Source organism: Akkermansia sp. 54_46 (genome assembly GCF_001917295.1).
In the GTDB taxonomy this organism is placed as follows: domain Bacteria; phylum Verrucomicrobiota; class Verrucomicrobiia; order Verrucomicrobiales; family Akkermansiaceae; genus Akkermansia; species Akkermansia muciniphila.
Genome location: NZ_MNUD01000022.1, coordinates 65671 through 82222, shown reverse-complemented (window position 1 = coordinate 82222; position 16552 = coordinate 65671). Strand labels below are relative to the sequence as shown.

17 protein-coding genes and 1 tRNA gene are annotated in these 16552 nt (G+C 58.0%); 12 read left to right on the top strand and 6 right to left on the bottom strand.

Annotation, left to right across the window (positions count from 1 at the left end; genetic code table 11):
* Window positions 1-111: 111 nt before the first annotated feature.
* A complete protein-coding gene (locus tag BHW66_RS03625) occupies window positions 112-1245 on the bottom strand; it encodes a tyrosine-type recombinase/integrase (protein WP_182916108.1) in 1134 nt (377 codons plus the stop codon).
* 118 nt (window positions 1246-1363) lie between these two features.
* Window positions 1364-1438 (bottom strand) — tRNA-Gly (locus BHW66_RS03620).
* Window positions 1439-1625: 187 nt separating this feature from the next.
* On the opposite strand from BHW66_RS03620, the gene BHW66_RS03615 reads away from it, so the two are divergent.
* Genes BHW66_RS03615 through BHW66_RS03605 form a run of 3 tightly spaced genes read left to right on the top strand, consistent with a single transcriptional unit; the run spans window position 1626 to window position 3550 of the window.
* The gene (locus BHW66_RS03615; RefSeq protein ID WP_012420824.1) at window positions 1626-1757 is read left to right on the top strand and encodes a hypothetical protein; all 132 of its coding nucleotides are present in this window, start codon (window positions 1626-1628) and stop codon (window positions 1755-1757) included.
* 12 nt (window positions 1758-1769) lie between these two features.
* Entirely contained in the window at window positions 1770-2534 is a 765-nt protein-coding gene (locus BHW66_RS03610; protein ID WP_094139142.1) for a serine protease, read from the top strand.
* Entirely contained in the window at window positions 2531-3550 is a 1020-nt protein-coding gene (locus BHW66_RS03605) for a PDZ domain-containing protein (protein WP_046435528.1), read from the top strand. Before BHW66_RS03610 ends, BHW66_RS03605 begins: the two co-directional genes overlap by 4 nt.
* A gap of 100 nt (window positions 3551-3650) precedes the next feature.
* Here the strand turns inward: BHW66_RS03605 and BHW66_RS03600 are convergent, their stop codons facing one another.
* From BHW66_RS03600 to BHW66_RS03585, 4 genes are read right to left on the bottom strand one after another with little or no spacing between them, the layout of a single operon-like run.
* Window positions 3651-4493, bottom strand: coding sequence for a hypothetical protein (locus BHW66_RS03600; protein WP_128220646.1), 843 nt, complete (start codon window positions 4491-4493; stop codon window positions 3651-3653).
* A 34-nt stretch (window positions 4494-4527) separates the two neighbouring features.
* Window positions 4528-6051, bottom strand: coding sequence for an SUMF1/EgtB/PvdO family nonheme iron enzyme (locus BHW66_RS03595; protein ID WP_046435533.1), 1524 nt, complete (start codon window positions 6049-6051; stop codon window positions 4528-4530).
* 15 nt (window positions 6052-6066) lie between these two features.
* Window positions 6067-7278, bottom strand: coding sequence for a hypothetical protein (locus BHW66_RS03590; RefSeq protein WP_022198193.1), 1212 nt, complete (start codon window positions 7276-7278; stop codon window positions 6067-6069).
* Window positions 7275-8111: a hypothetical protein gene (locus BHW66_RS03585; protein WP_128155162.1), complete on the bottom strand. Its 837-nt coding sequence runs from the start codon at window positions 8109-8111 to the stop codon at window positions 7275-7277. The genes BHW66_RS03590 and BHW66_RS03585 overlap by 4 nt, the downstream gene beginning before the upstream one ends.
* 300 nt (window positions 8112-8411) lie before the next feature.
* Here BHW66_RS03585 and BHW66_RS03580 point away from each other — a divergent pair, with 300 nt between their 5' ends.
* The 9 genes from BHW66_RS03580 to BHW66_RS03540 all read left to right on the top strand — a co-directional run.
* The gene (locus BHW66_RS03580) at window positions 8412-9029 is read left to right on the top strand and encodes a hypothetical protein (protein WP_128153536.1); all 618 of its coding nucleotides are present in this window, start codon (window positions 8412-8414) and stop codon (window positions 9027-9029) included.
* A complete protein-coding gene (locus BHW66_RS03575; RefSeq protein ID WP_046435539.1) occupies window positions 9026-9358 on the top strand; it encodes a hypothetical protein in 333 nt (110 codons plus the stop codon). The genes BHW66_RS03580 and BHW66_RS03575 overlap by 4 nt, the downstream gene beginning before the upstream one ends.
* A 40-nt stretch (window positions 9359-9398) precedes the next feature.
* Window positions 9399-9692 carry an Asp-tRNA(Asn)/Glu-tRNA(Gln) amidotransferase subunit GatC gene (gatC, locus tag BHW66_RS03570; protein ID WP_022198191.1) on the top strand — a complete coding sequence of 98 codons (294 nt, stop codon included), beginning with the start codon at window positions 9399-9401 and terminating at the stop codon, window positions 9690-9692.
* 54 nt (window positions 9693-9746) lie between these two features.
* Window positions 9747-11159, top strand: a complete 1413-nt coding sequence (gatA, locus tag BHW66_RS03565; protein ID WP_046435542.1) for an Asp-tRNA(Asn)/Glu-tRNA(Gln) amidotransferase subunit GatA — start codon at window positions 9747-9749, stop codon at window positions 11157-11159.
* Between the two features lie 54 nt (window positions 11160-11213).
* Window positions 11214-12197, top strand: a complete 984-nt coding sequence (locus BHW66_RS03560) for a MoxR family ATPase (RefSeq protein ID WP_012420813.1) — start codon at window positions 11214-11216, stop codon at window positions 12195-12197.
* Window positions 12198-12296: 99 nt separating this feature from the next.
* Complete coding sequence (locus tag BHW66_RS03555) at window positions 12297-13187, top strand: DUF58 domain-containing protein (protein ID WP_046435544.1); 891 nt, start codon at window positions 12297-12299, stop codon at window positions 13185-13187.
* A gap of 87 nt (window positions 13188-13274) precedes the next feature.
* Window positions 13275-13820, top strand: coding sequence for a hypothetical protein (locus tag BHW66_RS03550; RefSeq protein ID WP_128155155.1), 546 nt, complete (start codon window positions 13275-13277; stop codon window positions 13818-13820).
* A 6-nt stretch (window positions 13821-13826) separates the two neighbouring features.
* Entirely contained in the window at window positions 13827-14813 is a 987-nt protein-coding gene (locus BHW66_RS03545) for a VWA domain-containing protein (protein WP_046437383.1), read from the top strand.
* Window positions 14814-14830: 17 nt separating this feature from the next.
* The coding region (locus BHW66_RS03540) for a VWA domain-containing protein (protein ID WP_286688907.1) at window positions 14831-16552 on the top strand (1722 nt) is incomplete at its 3' end.

The following is a 16552-nucleotide window of genomic DNA, read 5'->3' as shown; positions in this document are numbered from 1 at the left end:
GTCCCAAGCAGCTGAAGGGCCAGAGTAAACACGGTATGCCTGTCCATGCCTGAAAGCATGGCAAGACAACTGCATCAAAGAAAGCGTGACGGTGTCACACGGCCGGAAACCTTACAACTCCGGCAGGGACTCCGCGGCAGAACGCAGCTGATCCGCGGAAGGGCGGATGTACACGCTATGCACGGCGGAAGAATCATGCCCCACCAGCTCCATGGCCAGCCCCTGCGATACGCCTGATGCCTGCAACAACGTGGCGGCCGTCGCCCGAATGCTGTGGAAGGACTTGCTGTTCATCCTCCGTCTGCGGCCGCCGGCCGCTCCATGCACCACGCCGATACCGTGCGTTCTCAATAACAACCCGAACTGGGCGGAAGCCCCATCCCCCAGGGCCAGCAGGGGCGCGTGAAGCAATGCGTCCGCCGGTTCCCCGGCTTCCTTCCAGCGGGCAAGCGCCCACTGGTAAAAGCCCTCCCTCATGGGCTGGTCCATCCAGCGCCCCGTCTTCCCAGTATCAAAGCGCACAACGCGGCGTTCCCAGTCAAACTGATTCCAATTCAACCTCAAAATGTCCCCCAACCGCTGGCCAAAGGTCTCAAACGAGCAGCGCACCGCGGAACTCCACAGGGGCGGGAAATGCTCAATCATGTAGCGGATCTCGTCAATAGTGAAGGCTTCCTTGTGCAGCTTTTCCCCGGCACGGTCCGGGGGAATGGAAACGCCGGCGCACGGATTGCGGTCAATTACTTCCGCATCCACGGCGTCCGCAAATGCCTGGGAAAGAGCGGCCAGGTCTTTGGCCACCGTCTTTTGCCTGACTTCTTCCCGGCGGGCCGCCACAAAGCCCTTGATGTCCGCCTTGGTGATCAGACGCAGCGGGGCGTCAGCCCGCGTCCCAAGATAAGCGTAAAAATGCTTGTAGGCCGTCCTGGCGTTCCGCGCCGTATCTTCCGACACCAGCGCCGCCTTGCGCCTCACATAATCTTCGCACCAGGCACGCACGGAAACATTATTGTGCGCTTGGTATTCTTCCGCCTCCGCGCAGGCTATCTGCACGCCCCGCTGGTAGGCGAGCCGTTCCGCCAGCTTGGCCGTGATGCGGTCTCCTTCAAATTCTCCGCCATTCACAGGAACTTTCGTGGAACGCCGTTTCATCTTGCCGTCCGGCCCCTGAAACGTCACCATCCAGTAGGGGGAGGATTTTTCCTTGTTAATGGACAGACGCCCCTTGTAAAAAGGCTTGCTCATACCTGTAATATTTCCTGTAAGGGTTTTGTAATATGGTTTACGTAAGAAAACTTACGCGTACTTTATTCATAATCCCTAGCAATATCAAGGTTTGCGTAGGTTTTCTTACAGAAACTTTTGGAGCGGATGATGGGATTCGAACCCACGACATCAACCTTGGCAAGGTTGCGCTCTACCCCTGAGCTACATCCGCTTTAAATGAGCCAGCGAACCGGAAACGGCCGCTGAGGGATTTATACGCCTATCACGGGAAAAAGCAACCTTTATTTTGGCTATTTTCTCATCCGCATTCATCCCCGCTCTGCCGAACTGCATCAAAATGCGGCTTATCAATGAAATTCTCTCGTCAGACGCGAATACACATTCTATGCTGTGACGGCATGAAAGAGCTCCTCATCACCCTTATTACGCTGGCAGGCTTGTTTATCGGCGTGTATTACCATGATTCCCTGGTGGGCGGCGGACAGGAGGACCAGCAGCAGAAGACGGAAACTTCCGTCTCTGGGCAATAATCACCGGCAATCATGACCCCGGCTCTCCGGAATCCCTGTTTTTCCGCCATTCTCTGCGGCACGGCGCTGCTGGCCCCGCCAGCGCCGGCTCAGTCCGCTGATGGAGCCGGTCTTCTGGCTTCCACCCCGCAATCCGTAGAGGATTTGCAGCGGATTGAACGCCAGCTTCAGCAAATGCTTCCCCGGGTGCTTCCCGCCCTGGTCTGCATTGAATTAAACAACGGCAGCGGCTCCGGCATCCTGGTTTCGGAAAAAGGCCTGGTCTTTTCAGCGGCCCACGTTGTGGACAAGAAAGGAACCACGCTCAAAATCATCCTGCCGGATGGAACGCGCCTTCCAGGAAAAACCACGGCGCAAAACAGCAATTCGGACGCAGGCATAGCCAAAATCACATCCCAATTGAACAAAAAACTGCCCTGCGTGGAAAAAGCGGAAAAAATGCCTCGTGTGGGGGACTGGGTGTTCGCGCTGGGGCACGGCGGGGGGCTGGACCGGAAACGCGGCCCGATGGTGCGCCTGGGGAGGGTGGTTTCCCTCAAGAACGGCGTCATTCAGACGGACTGCAAGCTGATTCGCGGGGATTCCGGCGGCCCTCTTTTCAACCTGGATGGAAAGCTGATTGGCATTCACAGCAGGGTCGGTTCCGGTCTGGAAGACAATCTTCACGTGCCCATGAAGGATTTCAACGCTCTGACGGAGGAGACAGCGGAAGGAAAGACCTCCCTGACGCCGTCACCGGAACAGGACAGCCAGCCATTCTCCACTCAGCCATCATGAAATTTCCTTTCTGCATCTGCCTGTTTCCCCTGGTTTTCGCCCTGTTCCACCCCGCTCTGGCGGAAGGAAATAACGGAAGCCTGGATTTTGAACAGAGAATCAACGGGAAAGCCGTTCTGAAAACTATCGAGCCCATCCGCGAACGTCTTCAGGACTTGAGCGCAGTTTTCTTTTCCGGTCACGATGTTGTGATTTACGGCATTGTGCTGAGCCCGGACGGCTACATCGCCACCAAAGCCTCGGAACTCCATTCCTACAGGGATCTGACCATCCGGGTAGGTTCTTCCAAATATGGGCAGTTCAGGGAAATTGGCTCGGACCCGTCCACAGACATCGCAGTAGTGAAAGTGGAAGCCGCCGGGCTGCACGCTCCCGGCCCCGTCAGCAATGATGCCGCCATGGGAACCCTGGTAGTCAGCAACGGCTCCACAACCCGTACGTCCAGACGGCCCCAGCTGGGAACCCTTAGTGCGGAGCAGCGCCCCATCCCGAACGGAGACACCGCCTACCTGGGCGTCGTTTTCGGCACCCCCTGTACCATTCAGGAAGTTACCAAGGACGGCCCCGCCGCCCAAGCCGGGGCCAAGGCCGGAGATGAGATTCTGGCGGTGGACGGCACGCCCGTTACTGCTCTGGACGCCGTTTCCCCCATTCTGTCCAGGAAAAAAGTTGGAGAAAGAGTGACACTGAAAGTCAAACGCAAGGATAAAAGGTTATCCTACACCATCACGCTGGGTTCCAGACGCCAGGCCCTGGGAGGAAACGCTCCTGAGGATTCCAATGACCTGATCAGCGGCGGGTTCAGCAAACGCAGGGATGATTTCCCTATGGTCCTCCAGCATGACACCCCTTCCCGGTACACGCTGATGGGTGGCCCGCTGCTCAATCTCAAGGGGGAACTCATCGGCATGAACATCGCCAGAGTGAACCGGGCGGAAAATTACGCCCTGCCCATCAGCGTTGTGCAGAAAAGCGTGCAAAACATCCTGAAAAACGCGCCCCAGCCGGAAAAATAGCTCAGGAAAATACCGGAACATTTTATTTTCCCGGTACGGAAGAAGCTGTACGTTTGCCTTTCCTTTTCCCCTGCGTGGCATCCGGAGAAACAGGACGGATTTACATGCCGGGAACATCAGCGGCATCCGGCACCGTCTTGGGTTTCACGGTAGGATCATAATGGACGGCTCCCGTCACACGTACGCTTCCGTCCGGAAGAAAGACCATGGAGGGAGCTCCCACCACCTTTTTATAGTACTGGAGCTTCTCCATCGTTCCCCGGTAGTTGATGCGGGAATACGCGCTCAGCATGGGAGTAGTTGGGAAGAAGACATGGACATTCGCCTTGCCGTCCACCATGCACTGCGGACGCGTGGTCCCCAGCCAGTCTCCGATGCACACGGCATTGTAGGCCACTCCCGTATCCGGATCCTTCGTCTGCACATACAACTTCTGGATCCCCCGCACGGCAATGGTGCAAACGGAAAAAGTGCACCGCTTGGCACTGGCCGGAATAGCTACGGTCTGGGACCACATGGGCGTTCCCGTCCGGACGGCAAACAGGGATTTCTGGGAAGCAAACATGTCCTTCTGGTTGGGCATTTTGACAACGGCCTGCACATGGTAGTTGCCCTCACGGGACAAGTCATAGAAATGGCGCAGATCAATCTTGCGGGAAACGCTCATGCCGGCCGGAACCTTGAGAGGCGGAAACAGGGCAAACTTGGACTGGGGGAGTTCCGCCCCCGCAGTGGAATGCTCCACATGGATATCCAGCCAGGAGGAATATTCCCGGCTCTTCAATTCCACCGGCACGCCGGAATTGTTGGTAATGGTCAGCCTCATGTACATGGCTTCCCCGCTGAGGAAAGTCTTCTTTTCCGGAACTACTTTCACGTAAATCTGGGCCAGGGCCCCGGACGCCCCCAGAAGGGCCAGCAGCATTGCAAGGATATGTTTCATGGTATTGGTATGTTAAGTATTGTCGTTAAACAAGTCAGCGGACATCCCGCACGATTCTGAACCCCAGGTTGTCCCGTCTTTCGCCGCGGGAGCGCAGGTATTCCACCCGGTTGGAGATGCCGGGCTGCCTCCAGTCTCCGCCGCAGGCCACCGGTCCCGGAGGCTCCTTCACGCGCGCAGGATCCTTTTCCATGGAAGAAGTCCATTCCATCACGCCGGAAGCCATGCCGCACACGCCGGTCTTTAAATCATGATCATTGCTGTATCTGTCAATCACCAGCGTCCTGTCCCCCTTCTCACCCGTTTCCAGCATATTCCCCAGAGCCATCCACTCCCCGCGCTCGGGCAGGCGGTAGCGCGGTTCTCCGGGGGCCACGGGCTTCCAGCTCGCATACGCCCAGGCATCCCAGAAAGTGACGTTGACGACGGGAGAGCGGGGTGTTATTTTCCTGCCTTTCCATTTGCCTCCCGGCGTGGAAGCCGCCTTCCACATAGCCTCCCAGTCCTGGGGAATATGGGAAGCAGTCCTCTTGTCCGGCTGGTCCGGGTGGGAATATTCCTCCCTCAGCTCCGGAGTGAGGCGTGCCCACTGGTCCAAAAACAGGCGGTAGGATTCCAGGGTAATTTCATGGGCTCCCACAATCAGTTCCCCTCCTCCGGGAAGAGTTACGCGGACTTCCGTATGATCGCTGGCGGAAAAATCCGGATAATGTTTAGGAGCCGGAACATGGGGACGGGATACGGTTTCCTTCTCCCGGGGGAATAAAAGAAGAACGGCAGCCGCGGCTATCCCCGCGCCCAGCAGGCCCGTTCCGGCCCAAAGCAGCCTTTTTCCGGCTTTTCCGCGGGATTCCACGGGGACGGTATAGCGGTGGGTGGTAACCCGAGGGGAAAGCCCCAGCTGTTCGCGAACCGCAGCAACCAGCTCCATAACCTGGTCCCATTGCATCGGCTTTCCGTTCTGCCCTTCCCTCATCCATTCCAGCAGGGTGCGCATCCGCGTGGTTCCGGGCACATCCGGAGTCACCAGAGGAGGCAGGTCGATGCCCAGGCGCTTCATCTGGTCGCGGGATGTTTCTTCGTGAAAGTCACCGGGCACGGCCGTATTCATCAGCCGCACGGCAGACTTGTCATCCAGGAAAATGTGACGCGGCTCCATGATATTGAAAGCGGTCCGCAGACGCTCATACCTGCCGCACACGTTGCCGACCGTTTCAATCACTTTCAGCAAATCCTTCATGGACAGGGTCTGCCCGCGGTCCAGCATGGACTGGAGGGATGAGCCTCCCAGCTGTTCGCTGGTGACGAACCAGTATCCCTGGGCCTGGGACGCTTCATAGACGGTGCCCAGCACCGGAGCATTAATGGCGGCGCGCGTGCGGGCCTTCATCAGAAAATCCTCCACGCCCACCCCCTCCGGATTGTCCGGATCCAGCAACTCCAGAAACACGGAACGGTCCATGCCCTGCTGGATGGCCTGATAAAGAATTCCTCCGCGCGTGCGGCCAATGAATGCCACCAGCGTGTAATCGCCAAAGTTGTGGGGAAGATCAAACATTGGACAAATCAGGCATCAGGGAGGCAAAAGGGATTCATAAGACTCAGAAACCGGAGCCGCCTCTACAGGGGGAAGCAAACCGCCGTCATAAATCTCGGGCAGTCCGGAAGGGGAACTCTGGTTCATCTGTTCCAGTAAAAATAGCACGGGAGGGGAAGCATGGCAATCCATCGGTTCTCCCTTGTAATACAATTTAGCGGTATATCCGTAATATTTCAGGCTTCCATAAGCAATCGTCTCTTCTTCCGTCAGGGGAGGCATGTAGTAGGTTATTTCCATGATTTCCTCACCGTCCGCCCAATCCGCGGGTTCCGTAACGCACCGGGAAGAAGGCTCGGGCGCGTGCGTCTTTTCCACTTTCTTCCCATTGACTTTGTCAAAAAACTGGACAATGACGCGCAAATCCTCCGGCCTGACATTCAGGCCATCCTTCATCAGAATAGGCACCATCAGCTTGACGCGCTCCCCGGCGGGGCATTCCGGATCCCGGTATTCCAGAATAGTGCCGAAGGACATATCCCCCCGCAAATCCGCCGGGCTGGAAAAGCCGGCCTGGAGGTGCCGCGCCGCACGCGCAAAATATTTCCCCGCCTTCTCCCGCTGGGTATATACTTTCAGAAAAAACTCCCGTGACTTATCCGCATTCCTCAGCCATTCATAGGTAAGTCCATAATAATAAAGCACCACCGGATTATCCGGCTCCAGCCTCATGGCCTGCTCCAGCTTCACGACCGCTACTTTGAGGTCACCTTCAATCTGGGCGTAACGAGCCGCCTTGACAAGCTCTGCCACTTCCTCCGTCATGGGAGGCATGACCTCGTCCGGATCCTCAGCAGGAAGGGATGCCCCGCTAGCGGAGTCCTCCCCTCCCGCAACGGCCGCGGCCACCGGTACAGAATCGGCAGCCGGATCTGACAAATCTGCTTCCCGGAGCATTTCTTCCACGGAACGGGGCTTTTCAGAAGGGGGTGCCGGAACATCCGCCATATGCACTGTCTCCTCAGCCGCCCCATTCTCAACGACTCCGGCCGGACGCTCCTGCTTCTCCCGTGCCGGAACGGGAACAGGCTTCTCCACCACTTTTTCCACCACCACGGTACGGACAGACAGGCTGAAAGAAACGCCCACCATCAGCAACAGAACAAACGCCAGCCCACCCAGCGTCCAGCAGGCGACGCCGAACGCACGGTCATTGGCGCCCTTTTCCGGTGGAAGGGATTCGCTCATACGGCACGTTCCTCGTCCTCCTGCCGGGCAGGCGGCCCGCCGGCATCAGGAATTTCTTCATAATCCACTATTTCTCCTCTGTAGAGAGACAGAAGAGCCTTCATGAAATCTTCCGCGTTATGGGGAGAATCCTCCTTCCGGAAGCCGCCGTAAGTCAGGCCGTCCAGCCTGATTCGGGCTCCTCCGCATTCCGGTTTCAGCGTCGCTATGGCCAGTCCCTTCAGTTTCCATCTGCGCAAATCCAGACGGGCAATGTCATCCACGCGGAAAACCACGCCGGCGGCCGTCACCTCTTTCCCGTTCAGGGACATTTTCCTGCCGCGCGTTCTCACCAGGAAAAACAGAGCCACCATGGCAAGCGCCAGGCAAATGCACCCGGCCACCCACTGTTCAAAAATTTTGGAGGCGTCATACGGGTGGTCCACCGGCTTGATGGGGTAGTGCTTTTCCCCGGAATAAGATTGCCACGCAGCGCTCCAGCCCTTGCCGGGGGTGGACATCAGACTGTAATCCGCCAAAATGTCAGGCCACGGCACCGCGTTCCGATTCACGTCGGAAGGAATTTCGTAGCCCTCCGGAAAATCCACGGTGCGCGCCAGAACAATGCGCTCCCAGTCCCCCGCGGACGCCCCTTTCCCGCTCACCTCACGGTCAAACACGGCTCCAGCGTCCACGAACGCCTTGTGCATGAAAAACTCCAGGTTTTTTTGAGGGTATCCGGTGGAAGCATCATAATAAAAATACACTCCGAACCCCAGAAACATGAGAGCCATGATAACCGCCCTGCCGGTAAACCACATGGTCGGCTTACATTCTACCGTGTCAGACTGCATGCTTCCTACATACCAGCAAATCCATGCCCTTGACCATAAAAAAAGCGCACCTCCCCCTCCTTTGCGGGAAAGCGGAGCGTCCTGTCGCCCCACGGATATCCGGAACGCACGGCTTCGGGAAAAAAAACAGGGCGGCATTCCCTGCCGGGAACGTATCCGGAAAATCTTTCCCTGTCTTCTTCTTGGCTTGATTTATTTTGTGAAAGTTAAATAATAGCACGCGCAGGGATTCCCCGCTCCGACAAAAAGGACCGGAAACGCTGTAATCCCTTACGCCGGCCCGCATTATTTTTTCCGCATATGAGACCAAGTCACCCTCAATACCGCCGCATGGACGCCGACCCCGGTTACAATTCCCAGGCAGACGACCAGGTGGACGCCGATATGGAACAGGCCCAGCTGAGGCTGGAACAATTGCGGAAAGAAAAGGAGGAAGTGGAAAACTCCCGCCGCCGCCTGGAAGAATGCCATATGCGCAAAGCCAGGTTTATGGACCAGCAAAATGAGCTGGGCGACCGCATGGTCAACGCTGCAGACCTCATCGGCCGGGAAGTGGAAAGCCTCCGCCAGGAAAGCAATGAACTGGAACAAATCCACATGGCGCTGACGCGCAGCCTGAAAATGCTCAGCACCGTGCGCCCGGATGAATGGCCTATTGAAAATACGGACAACCTCATCAGCCAGGGCCAGCAGGTCATTGACCGCTGCGAGGAAGAATTCGCGGATGCCGTCCAGCAGTGCGCGCGCATGCAGCATACCAAAGTGCTCACCGGGGTGCGCCGCTCCAGCAAAGTGCGCATCAGCTCCCGAGAATTCATGACCCAGTTCCTCCAGGGCCTTTCCTTCCATCTTCCCCTGCTCCTGATTGCCCTCATCATCCTCTTTTTCATCTGGATTTTCAGCCCTTCCGCATCATGATTAAAAGAAAAACCAAACGCCGTTCCTCCGAACTGGCAGAACTGGATCGTGCCTCACGGGAAATTGAGAGCCGTATCCAGGAATTGGAAGCCTCTCTCAAACGCCCGTCCCAGCAGACCCGCATGCGCCTGGACCGCAATACCATGCCGCCTCCTGACCGCGTTCGGGAGGGCAACCAGAACCGGGCACTGCGTGCCGTAGTGGCCCGTGACGGACGCGCCACCAACATGAGGCGGGAACTGCGAGAAAACTTCATGCTGCTGGGCCTGCTGATCTGCGCCATCGCCGCTTCCTTCTGCTGGATCGTCCGCCTGCTGGAACAACAGTAGGCAGCCCCCCTTCTTTTCCGCATCTTTTCTACATTACACCATGAGCACGCCCCAAATAGACGTAGCCTACATTGCCAAGCTGGCACGCATTGACCTGACGGAGGAAGAAACAGCTCTCTTCTCCAAAGATCTGGACAAAATCCTGGCCTATATCACCAAGCTGGAATCCTACGATGTCACGGGCATCGCCCCCATGAACCATCCTCTCCCGGCAATGGATGTGATGCGCGAAGACATTCCTGAAACCGGCTTCACCCAGGAAGAAGCCCTTTCCAATGCCCCTCAGCAGTCCCAGGGGCAATTCCGCACACCCAAGGTGGTGGAATCCGCCTGATCCTCGCGCTTCCTTTTCCCTTCACCTTTCAACCGTCTTTACCCTTTCCTTCTCATGTCAAAAATTCAAGGCACCCTGGCCCAGTGGCGTGACCGCCTGCGCCGCAAGGAACTCTCCCCTGCCGAACTGGTCAACCTGACGGCGGACGCCATTGAGGCGGACCGGACAACCAACGCCTACATCTCCTTTGACCGCGAAGCAGCCCTCCACGCCGCGGCCGGAGCGGATATTTCCAGCCCCCTGGCCGGCATCCCCATCGCCGTGAAGGACAACATCAATGTCCTGGGCCAGCCGACGCGCTGCGCCTCCCGCCTTCTTTCCCCTTATGTCGCTCCTTATGACGCCACCTCCATCCGCCTGCTGAAGGAGGCGGGCGGCATCCCGCTAGGCCGCACGAACATGGATGAATTCGCCATGGGTGCCAGCGGAGAAAACTCCGCTTACGGCATCACGCGCAACCCGGAAGCCCCGGACCGCATTCCCGGCGGCTCCTCCAGCGGCTCTGCCGCCGCCGTCGCATCCGCTACTGCTATTGCCGCACTCGGTTCCGACACGGGCGGTTCCATCCGGCAGCCGGCCGGGCACTGCGGCATCGTGGGCCTCAAGCCTACCTACGGGCGCGTTTCCCGTTACGGGCTGGTAGCATTCGCCTCTTCCCTAGACCAGATCGGCCCCATGACCCAAACAGTGGAAGACGCAGCCATCCTGCTCCAGGCAATCTCCGGACACGACCGGAAAGACTCCACATCCGCAAACTGCCCCGTGCCGGACTTTGAAGCTGCGCTGGGCCGCGACGTCAAAGGGCTGAAAGTGGGCATCCCTTCGGAATACTTTACCTCCGGCAACCATCCGGGCATTTCCGAGGCTGTGCAAAACACCGTGAAACAACTGGAAAACCTGGGTGCGGAGCTGGTGGAAGTCAACCTGCCCCACGCGGATGCCGTCGTCGCCGCCTACTACATCATCGCCTGCGCGGAAGCGTCTTCCAACCTCTCCCGGTTTGACGGCGTGCGCTACGGAAAGAGGGCGGAAGATGCCGCCGGACTGGTGGAACTCTTCTCACGTACCCGTGAAGAGGGGTTCGGGCCGGAAGTCAAGCGCCGCATCATCCTGGGCACCTACGTGCTCAGCTCCGGTTACTATGACGCTTACTACTCCCGCGCTCAAAAAGTCCGCTCCCTGGTCGCCAGAGATTTCGCGGAAGCCTTTTCCAGGGCGGATATCATCGTAGGCCCCACCTCTCCCGCTCCCGCTCCCAAAATCGGAGATTCCGCGCTGGATCACCTCCAGACCTATCTGGCGGACATCTACACGATCCCCGCCAACCTGGCCGGCCTCCCCGCCATGTCCATTCCCTGCGGAACCGTCAGGGAAAGCGGCATGGAACTTCCCGTGGGCTTTCAGATGATGGCTCCCCATTTCCGGGAAGACCTCCTGTTGAAAACCGGATTTGCCCTTGGGAAATAATAGGATTTTTTCAACGTAAGTGCCCGGCATACTGTCTCACCCGCTATCAGAATCATGGACACCCGAGAATTCAACGAAATTATCGCCGCGAACTCATCGTGGATTTCTGCTCTCAGAACGGAAGTCGGCAAGGTGGTCATCGGCCAGCAGGCGCTCGTGGACAGACTAATCCTCAGTCTCCTCTGCAAGGGCCACGTCCTGCTGGAAGGCGTGCCCGGCCTTGCCAAGACGCTCTCCGTAAAAGCCATGGCGGGCACGCTGCATGCACAGTTTGCCCGCATCCAGTTTACGCCGGATCTTCTTCCGGCGGATTTGCTGGGCACAATGATCTATAATCCGGAAGAAAGGCAGTTCACAGCCAAAAAAGGCCCGATCTTCGCCAATCTCATTTTGGCGGATGAAATCAACCGCGCCCCGGCCAAAGTGCAATCCGCCCTGCTGGAAGCCATGCAGGAACGCCAGGTAACCCTGGGTGAAACCACCTACCGTCTGCCGGACCCCTTCCTGGTGCTTGCCACGCAAAACCCGATTGACCAGGAGGGCACCTACCAGCTCCCGGAAGCCCAGCTTGACCGTTTCCTCTTCAAGGTGCTGGTCACCTACCCCACGCGCGAAGAAGAACTCCAGGTGCTGGACCTCATGGCCAGCTCCGCCAAACCGCCGGAAACCTCCCCGGTCACCACGCCGGAACAGGTGGCGGCCTCCCGCGACCTAGTAAACCAGATTTATATTGACGACGCCGTGCGCGGCTACATCGTGGATCTGGTGCGCGCCACCCGTTTCCCGGAAACGGTGGACGTGAAGTTGCGCGGTCTCATCCGCGCGGGGGCATCTCCCCGCGCTACCATCAACCTGGCTCTGGCGGCCCGCGCCAATGCCTTCATGCACCATCGTTCCTTCGTCACTCCACAGGACATCAAGGACCTGGCCCACGATATCCTGCGCCACCGCATCCTGCTCTCTTATGAGGCTGAAGCGGAAAACATTTCCACGGACGACGTCATCGACCACATCCTGACGAAAGTCCCCGTGCCGTGACGGCAGGAAGGCGGACGCTTCCGCGCCCGCCCTTATCCTTCAGGCCCCAAGGGGCGCCTTGCCGGAACCTGATTGAACCCAAACAGGGAAAATCATTTCATGGATAAAGCCTCAGACATTCTCAAGCGCGTACGCCGCATTGAACTGCGCGCCAGGCATCTGGCCACGGAAAACTTCGCCGGGCAATACCAGTCCGGCTTCCGCGGACAGGGGCTGGACTTTGACGACTTCCGGGAATACATGCCGGGAGACGACCCCCGCTTCATTGACTGGAAGGTAACGGCCAAGATGAACTCCCCTTTTGTCCGCCGTTTCCGGGAGGAACGGGAACAGGCCGTCATTCTGGCGGTGGACGTCAGCGGATCCATGCACTACGCCTCCTCCGCGGCCCGCGTCTCCAAACTGGACTATGCGGCGGAAGTAGCGGCAGTGCTCGCCTACAGCGCTGCCCAGAGCGGAGACAAATGCGGCCTCCTCATCTACGGGAACAGCCACTCCCATTACATCCCCCCGGCCAAGGGAGTCAAGCAGACCCTGCGCATCGTCCGCGAAATCGTAGCCAGTAAAAACGATGGAACCGACCAGAACATTTCCGATGTAGCACGGCAACTTGTCCTTTCCCAGAAAAAAGCGGCCATGGTCATTATGATCAGTGACTTCTGGGGCGAAAACAACAAAGCCGCCCTGGGGCAGCTCAACTTCAAGCATGACTTCATCCCCATCCGCATCGCAGACCCGATGGAACTGCATCTGCCGGATGCCGGACGCGTCATCCTGAAAGATCCGGAAACTGGCAAAAGCATGTTCCTGAACCTTTCCCGTCAGGATGTCCGGGAAACCCACGCCAACGCCGTGCATCTGCACCGCGAGAAATGGACGCAGGATTTCCGCCGCCTGGGCATCGACTTCCTGGACTTGCAGACCACGGACAACTTCATGCCTCCCCTCCGGGCCCTTTTTGCCAGAAGATCCCGTAAATTTTCACGCTAATCCTCTTCTCCGCCAGACATGCCAACCCCCGCCACTTTTCAGTCCCCACCCACGGCAATTCCGGAACCGCCGGCGTTTCCCTCCCTGATGGAAACACAATCCCCGGATGCCTACTTCCAAGCGGGCTTTTGGGATGCGTGGGGCATCTGGATTATTTTAGCCTCCATCCTTCTGGCCGTTGCTATCGCCGTCATTGTGCTCATCCGCAGGAAGGGACGCATCCCCGCCGCGCCGCTCAGCCCGTCGGAAACCGCTATCCGGGACATCTCAATGCTCCGGAACACGCATCCCTCCCTCAGGCAGGCCGCCGTGGAATTTTCCCTGATCCTCCGCAAATATCTGGTAGGAGAAACCAAAGACCCGGCGCTATATGAAACCCAGCAGGAATTCAACCGCCGGGCGGACGCGCTCACCGCGCTGCCTTCCGAACTCCAAGCCCCCACGCGCGATCTGCTGGACCGCATGGCTTCTCTCAAATATGAACCGGACACCCCGGAAAACGATTCCATGGTCAACGAATTGGCGGACGCCACGGTCCAACTCATCAATGATATAGAAGCGGACGCCCACCGGACGAAGGAAGAAACGGACCTTGTCGTCAAAAAATCTTCATCCCGCTCCAACCAACGCTAGCATACCATGACGGAACACTTCCAATTTGCACAACCTGAATGGCTTTATGCCTTACCCTTCATCTTGTGCCTCATCATCCTCCGCCGCAGGCGCGGGGCGGAAGGCTCCATCACCTACCCCACCGTGCGCTTCATCGCTTCCCTGGCGCGTACTCCGCAATCCCTGGCAGGAAAAATAGGGGCCCTTTGCTTCGTTCTGGCGGCTGCCGCCATCGCCATCGCCCTGGCGCGCCCCCAGCACGTGGAAGATAAAACCTTCCGGACAGTCAACGGCATTGACATCATGATCGCCTTTGACCTTTCCTACTCCATGGAAACGCCGGACATGGTTCTCAACCGAATGCCCATCAACCGGCTGGTAGCCGCCAAACACGTCATCACCCAATTTGTTGACAGCCGTCCGGACGACCGCATCGGTATCGTGGGATTTGCCGGAAAAACAAAATCCTTCTGTCCGCTCACGCTGGACCACGCCCTGGTCAACAGCATCATCCGGGATTTCCATCCGCGCATGATCCAGGCGGACGGCACGGCCATCGGCTCCGCCATTGCGGCGGCGGCCACCCGGCTGGACGACCGTAAGAACACCAAATCAAAAATCATCATCCTGGTGACGGATGGTGCCTCCAACTCCGGCCAGATATCCCCGCTGGTGGCGGCGGAAAACGCGGCCAAGCTGGGTATCAAAATTTATACCATTGCCGTAGGCACGGAAGAAGGAACCCTGGCGAACGGCATGGTGGTGCAAAGTGAATTTGACGAACCCACCCTGCGGAAAATAGCCCAGCTCACGGGCGGAGAACACTTCCGGGCCACCAATATGGCCTCCTTCAATAAAGCGTTCACCTCCATCGGCAAGCTGGAAAAAAGCGAAGCCAAAGTGCAAACCGTCCGCCACATTGAAGAATACTTCATGTACTTCCTTGTAACGGGAGCCGCGCTGGCGCTTCTGGGCCTCTCCCTGCAAGTGCTCAAACCGACCCCCGCCCCGTAATACGATCTTCACCCGTCATGACTTTCCTTTATCCCAACGTTCTGTACGCGCTCATTCTCCCGGCCCTGCTCGCGGCGGCGGCCTGGTGGCTGTGGCGCCGCCGTTCCAGAAAATGGGAAGTGCTCGTCTCGCCGGAATACCGGCGGGAACTGGTTCACGCTCCGGCCACCTGGCACCGGGTGCTCCCCGTCATTTTTGCCGTGCTGGCGTCCATCTTCGCCATCCTCTCCATGGCGCGTCCGGTGGACGGCTACACGGAGGTAAAGGAAATCCCCAAATCGCGCAACATCCTCATTGCTATTGACTGCTCCCGCTCCATGCTCAGCAAGGATGCCTCCCCGACCCGCCTGGGAAGGGCGAAAACCGCCGCTTACGACCTGCTGGACGCCCTGCCGGGGGACAACTTCGGCATCATCATCTTCTCCGGGGACGCCGTCCTGCTCATGCCCCTTACCCATGACCATAACGCATTAAAAGAAACCATTGAACAACTTCAATTCGGCTGGGTCTCCCAAGGGGGAACCAACCTGGAAAACGTTGTGCGGCTGGCCCTTCAAACCTTCAAACGGGACAAGGAAGCGGACGCCAAAAACGCCCTCGTCATCCTCAGTGACGGGGAAGACACCGTCAACATCACCTATAAGACTGCGGAAGCCGCACGGCAGCACCAGCTTATCATCGTGACGGCGGGCATCGGCACAACCATCGGCACCACTATTCCGGATGAGCAATCCCCCTCCGGCCTGTACCGGGACCGTCGCGGCCAGCACGTCGTCTCCAAGCTCAATCCGGAAAGCCTGCAATACCTGGCCAGGCAAACGGAAGGCCAATATGTCCAACTCTCCGACGGAGCGGCGCTGAACCGCTTCGTCAAGGATATCGCGGACCGTCTGGATACCACGGAAGGCAAGGAAGAAGTGCGCCGCGTGCCGAATGACCGCTATATCATCTTTGCCGTTCCGGCCCTCATCTGCCTGCTCCTCACCCTTCTGGCGGGAACACGCTGGCGCTCCTTCCGCCGTTCCGGACGCCGCGGTATGACAGCTCTGACTGTTGCGGCGTTATTCTGCGTTGGGCTGCTGGGCCCGGAAGCGCAGGCGGACACGCACGCCCTGGACAATGTCACGGATTTGATCCGGACGGGAAAAACGGAAGAAGCCGTCAAATCCATTGATGAAATGCTCGCTGTTCCCGACCTGGCGGAAGAAACACGCCAGGCCTTGGAATTCGCCAAAGGATGCCTGGAACAAAAAGCGGATAACCCCAAAGAAGCCGCGGAAGCTTTCTCCCAGGCGCTCCTTTCTCCCAAACCAGTCCTCCAGGCGGATTCCCACTTCAACCTTGGCAACCTGGAAGCCGCCCAGGCCCGCAAAACCATGACTTTCTCCAGGCCGGAAGGGGAACAGCAACAGGCCCGGCCCTCTTCCATTGACGACCAGATTAAGGAAATTGACACCCGGCTGGCAAAAATACCCGTTGCGAAAAAACATGTTAAGGAGGCCGTCAAACGTTTCGACGACGCGCTCTCTGCCTATGGTTCCCATGAAGGAGCAGCGGCCAACAAGGAGGAAATGCTCCGTTATGATAAATCCCTGGACGAATACCGCCGGCAGCTGGAAGAATTAAAGAAGAAATTGGAAGAAGAGAAGAAAAAACAACAGGACCAGAACAAGGACCAGAACAAGGACCAGAACAAGGACCAGAACAAGGACCAGAACAAGGACCAGAACAAGGACCAG

What these genes read in the sequence shown, in the direction of transcription:
- BHW66_RS03625 (WP_182916108.1), bottom strand. Translation starts at nt 1,245, where the DNA reads ATGAGCAAGCCTTTTTACAAGGGGCGTCTGTCCATTAACAAGGAAAAA.
- BHW66_RS03615 (WP_012420824.1), top strand. Translation starts at nt 1,626, where the DNA reads ATGAAAGAGCTCCTCATCACCCTTATTACGCTGGCAGGCTTGTTTATC.
- BHW66_RS03610 (WP_094139142.1), top strand. Translation starts at nt 1,770, where the DNA reads ATGACCCCGGCTCTCCGGAATCCCTGTTTTTCCGCCATTCTCTGCGGC.
- BHW66_RS03605 (WP_046435528.1), top strand. Translation starts at nt 2,531, where the DNA reads ATGAAATTTCCTTTCTGCATCTGCCTGTTTCCCCTGGTTTTCGCCCTG.
- BHW66_RS03600 (WP_128220646.1), bottom strand. Translation starts at nt 4,493, where the DNA reads ATGAAACATATCCTTGCAATGCTGCTGGCCCTTCTGGGGGCGTCCGGG.
- BHW66_RS03595 (WP_046435533.1), bottom strand. Translation starts at nt 6,051, where the DNA reads ATGTTTGATCTTCCCCACAACTTTGGCGATTACACGCTGGTGGCATTC.
- BHW66_RS03590 (WP_022198193.1), bottom strand. Translation starts at nt 7,278, where the DNA reads ATGAGCGAATCCCTTCCACCGGAAAAGGGCGCCAATGACCGTGCGTTC.
- BHW66_RS03585 (WP_128155162.1), bottom strand. Translation starts at nt 8,111, where the DNA reads ATGCAGTCTGACACGGTAGAATGTAAGCCGACCATGTGGTTTACCGGC.
- BHW66_RS03580 (WP_128153536.1), top strand. Translation starts at nt 8,412, where the DNA reads ATGAGACCAAGTCACCCTCAATACCGCCGCATGGACGCCGACCCCGGT.
- BHW66_RS03575 (WP_046435539.1), top strand. Translation starts at nt 9,026, where the DNA reads ATGATTAAAAGAAAAACCAAACGCCGTTCCTCCGAACTGGCAGAACTG.
- gatC (WP_022198191.1), top strand. Translation starts at nt 9,399, where the DNA reads ATGAGCACGCCCCAAATAGACGTAGCCTACATTGCCAAGCTGGCACGC.
- gatA (WP_046435542.1), top strand. Translation starts at nt 9,747, where the DNA reads ATGTCAAAAATTCAAGGCACCCTGGCCCAGTGGCGTGACCGCCTGCGC.
- BHW66_RS03560 (WP_012420813.1), top strand. Translation starts at nt 11,214, where the DNA reads ATGGACACCCGAGAATTCAACGAAATTATCGCCGCGAACTCATCGTGG.
- BHW66_RS03555 (WP_046435544.1), top strand. Translation starts at nt 12,297, where the DNA reads ATGGATAAAGCCTCAGACATTCTCAAGCGCGTACGCCGCATTGAACTG.
- BHW66_RS03550 (WP_128155155.1), top strand. Translation starts at nt 13,275, where the DNA reads ATGGAAACACAATCCCCGGATGCCTACTTCCAAGCGGGCTTTTGGGAT.
- BHW66_RS03545 (WP_046437383.1), top strand. Translation starts at nt 13,827, where the DNA reads ATGACGGAACACTTCCAATTTGCACAACCTGAATGGCTTTATGCCTTA.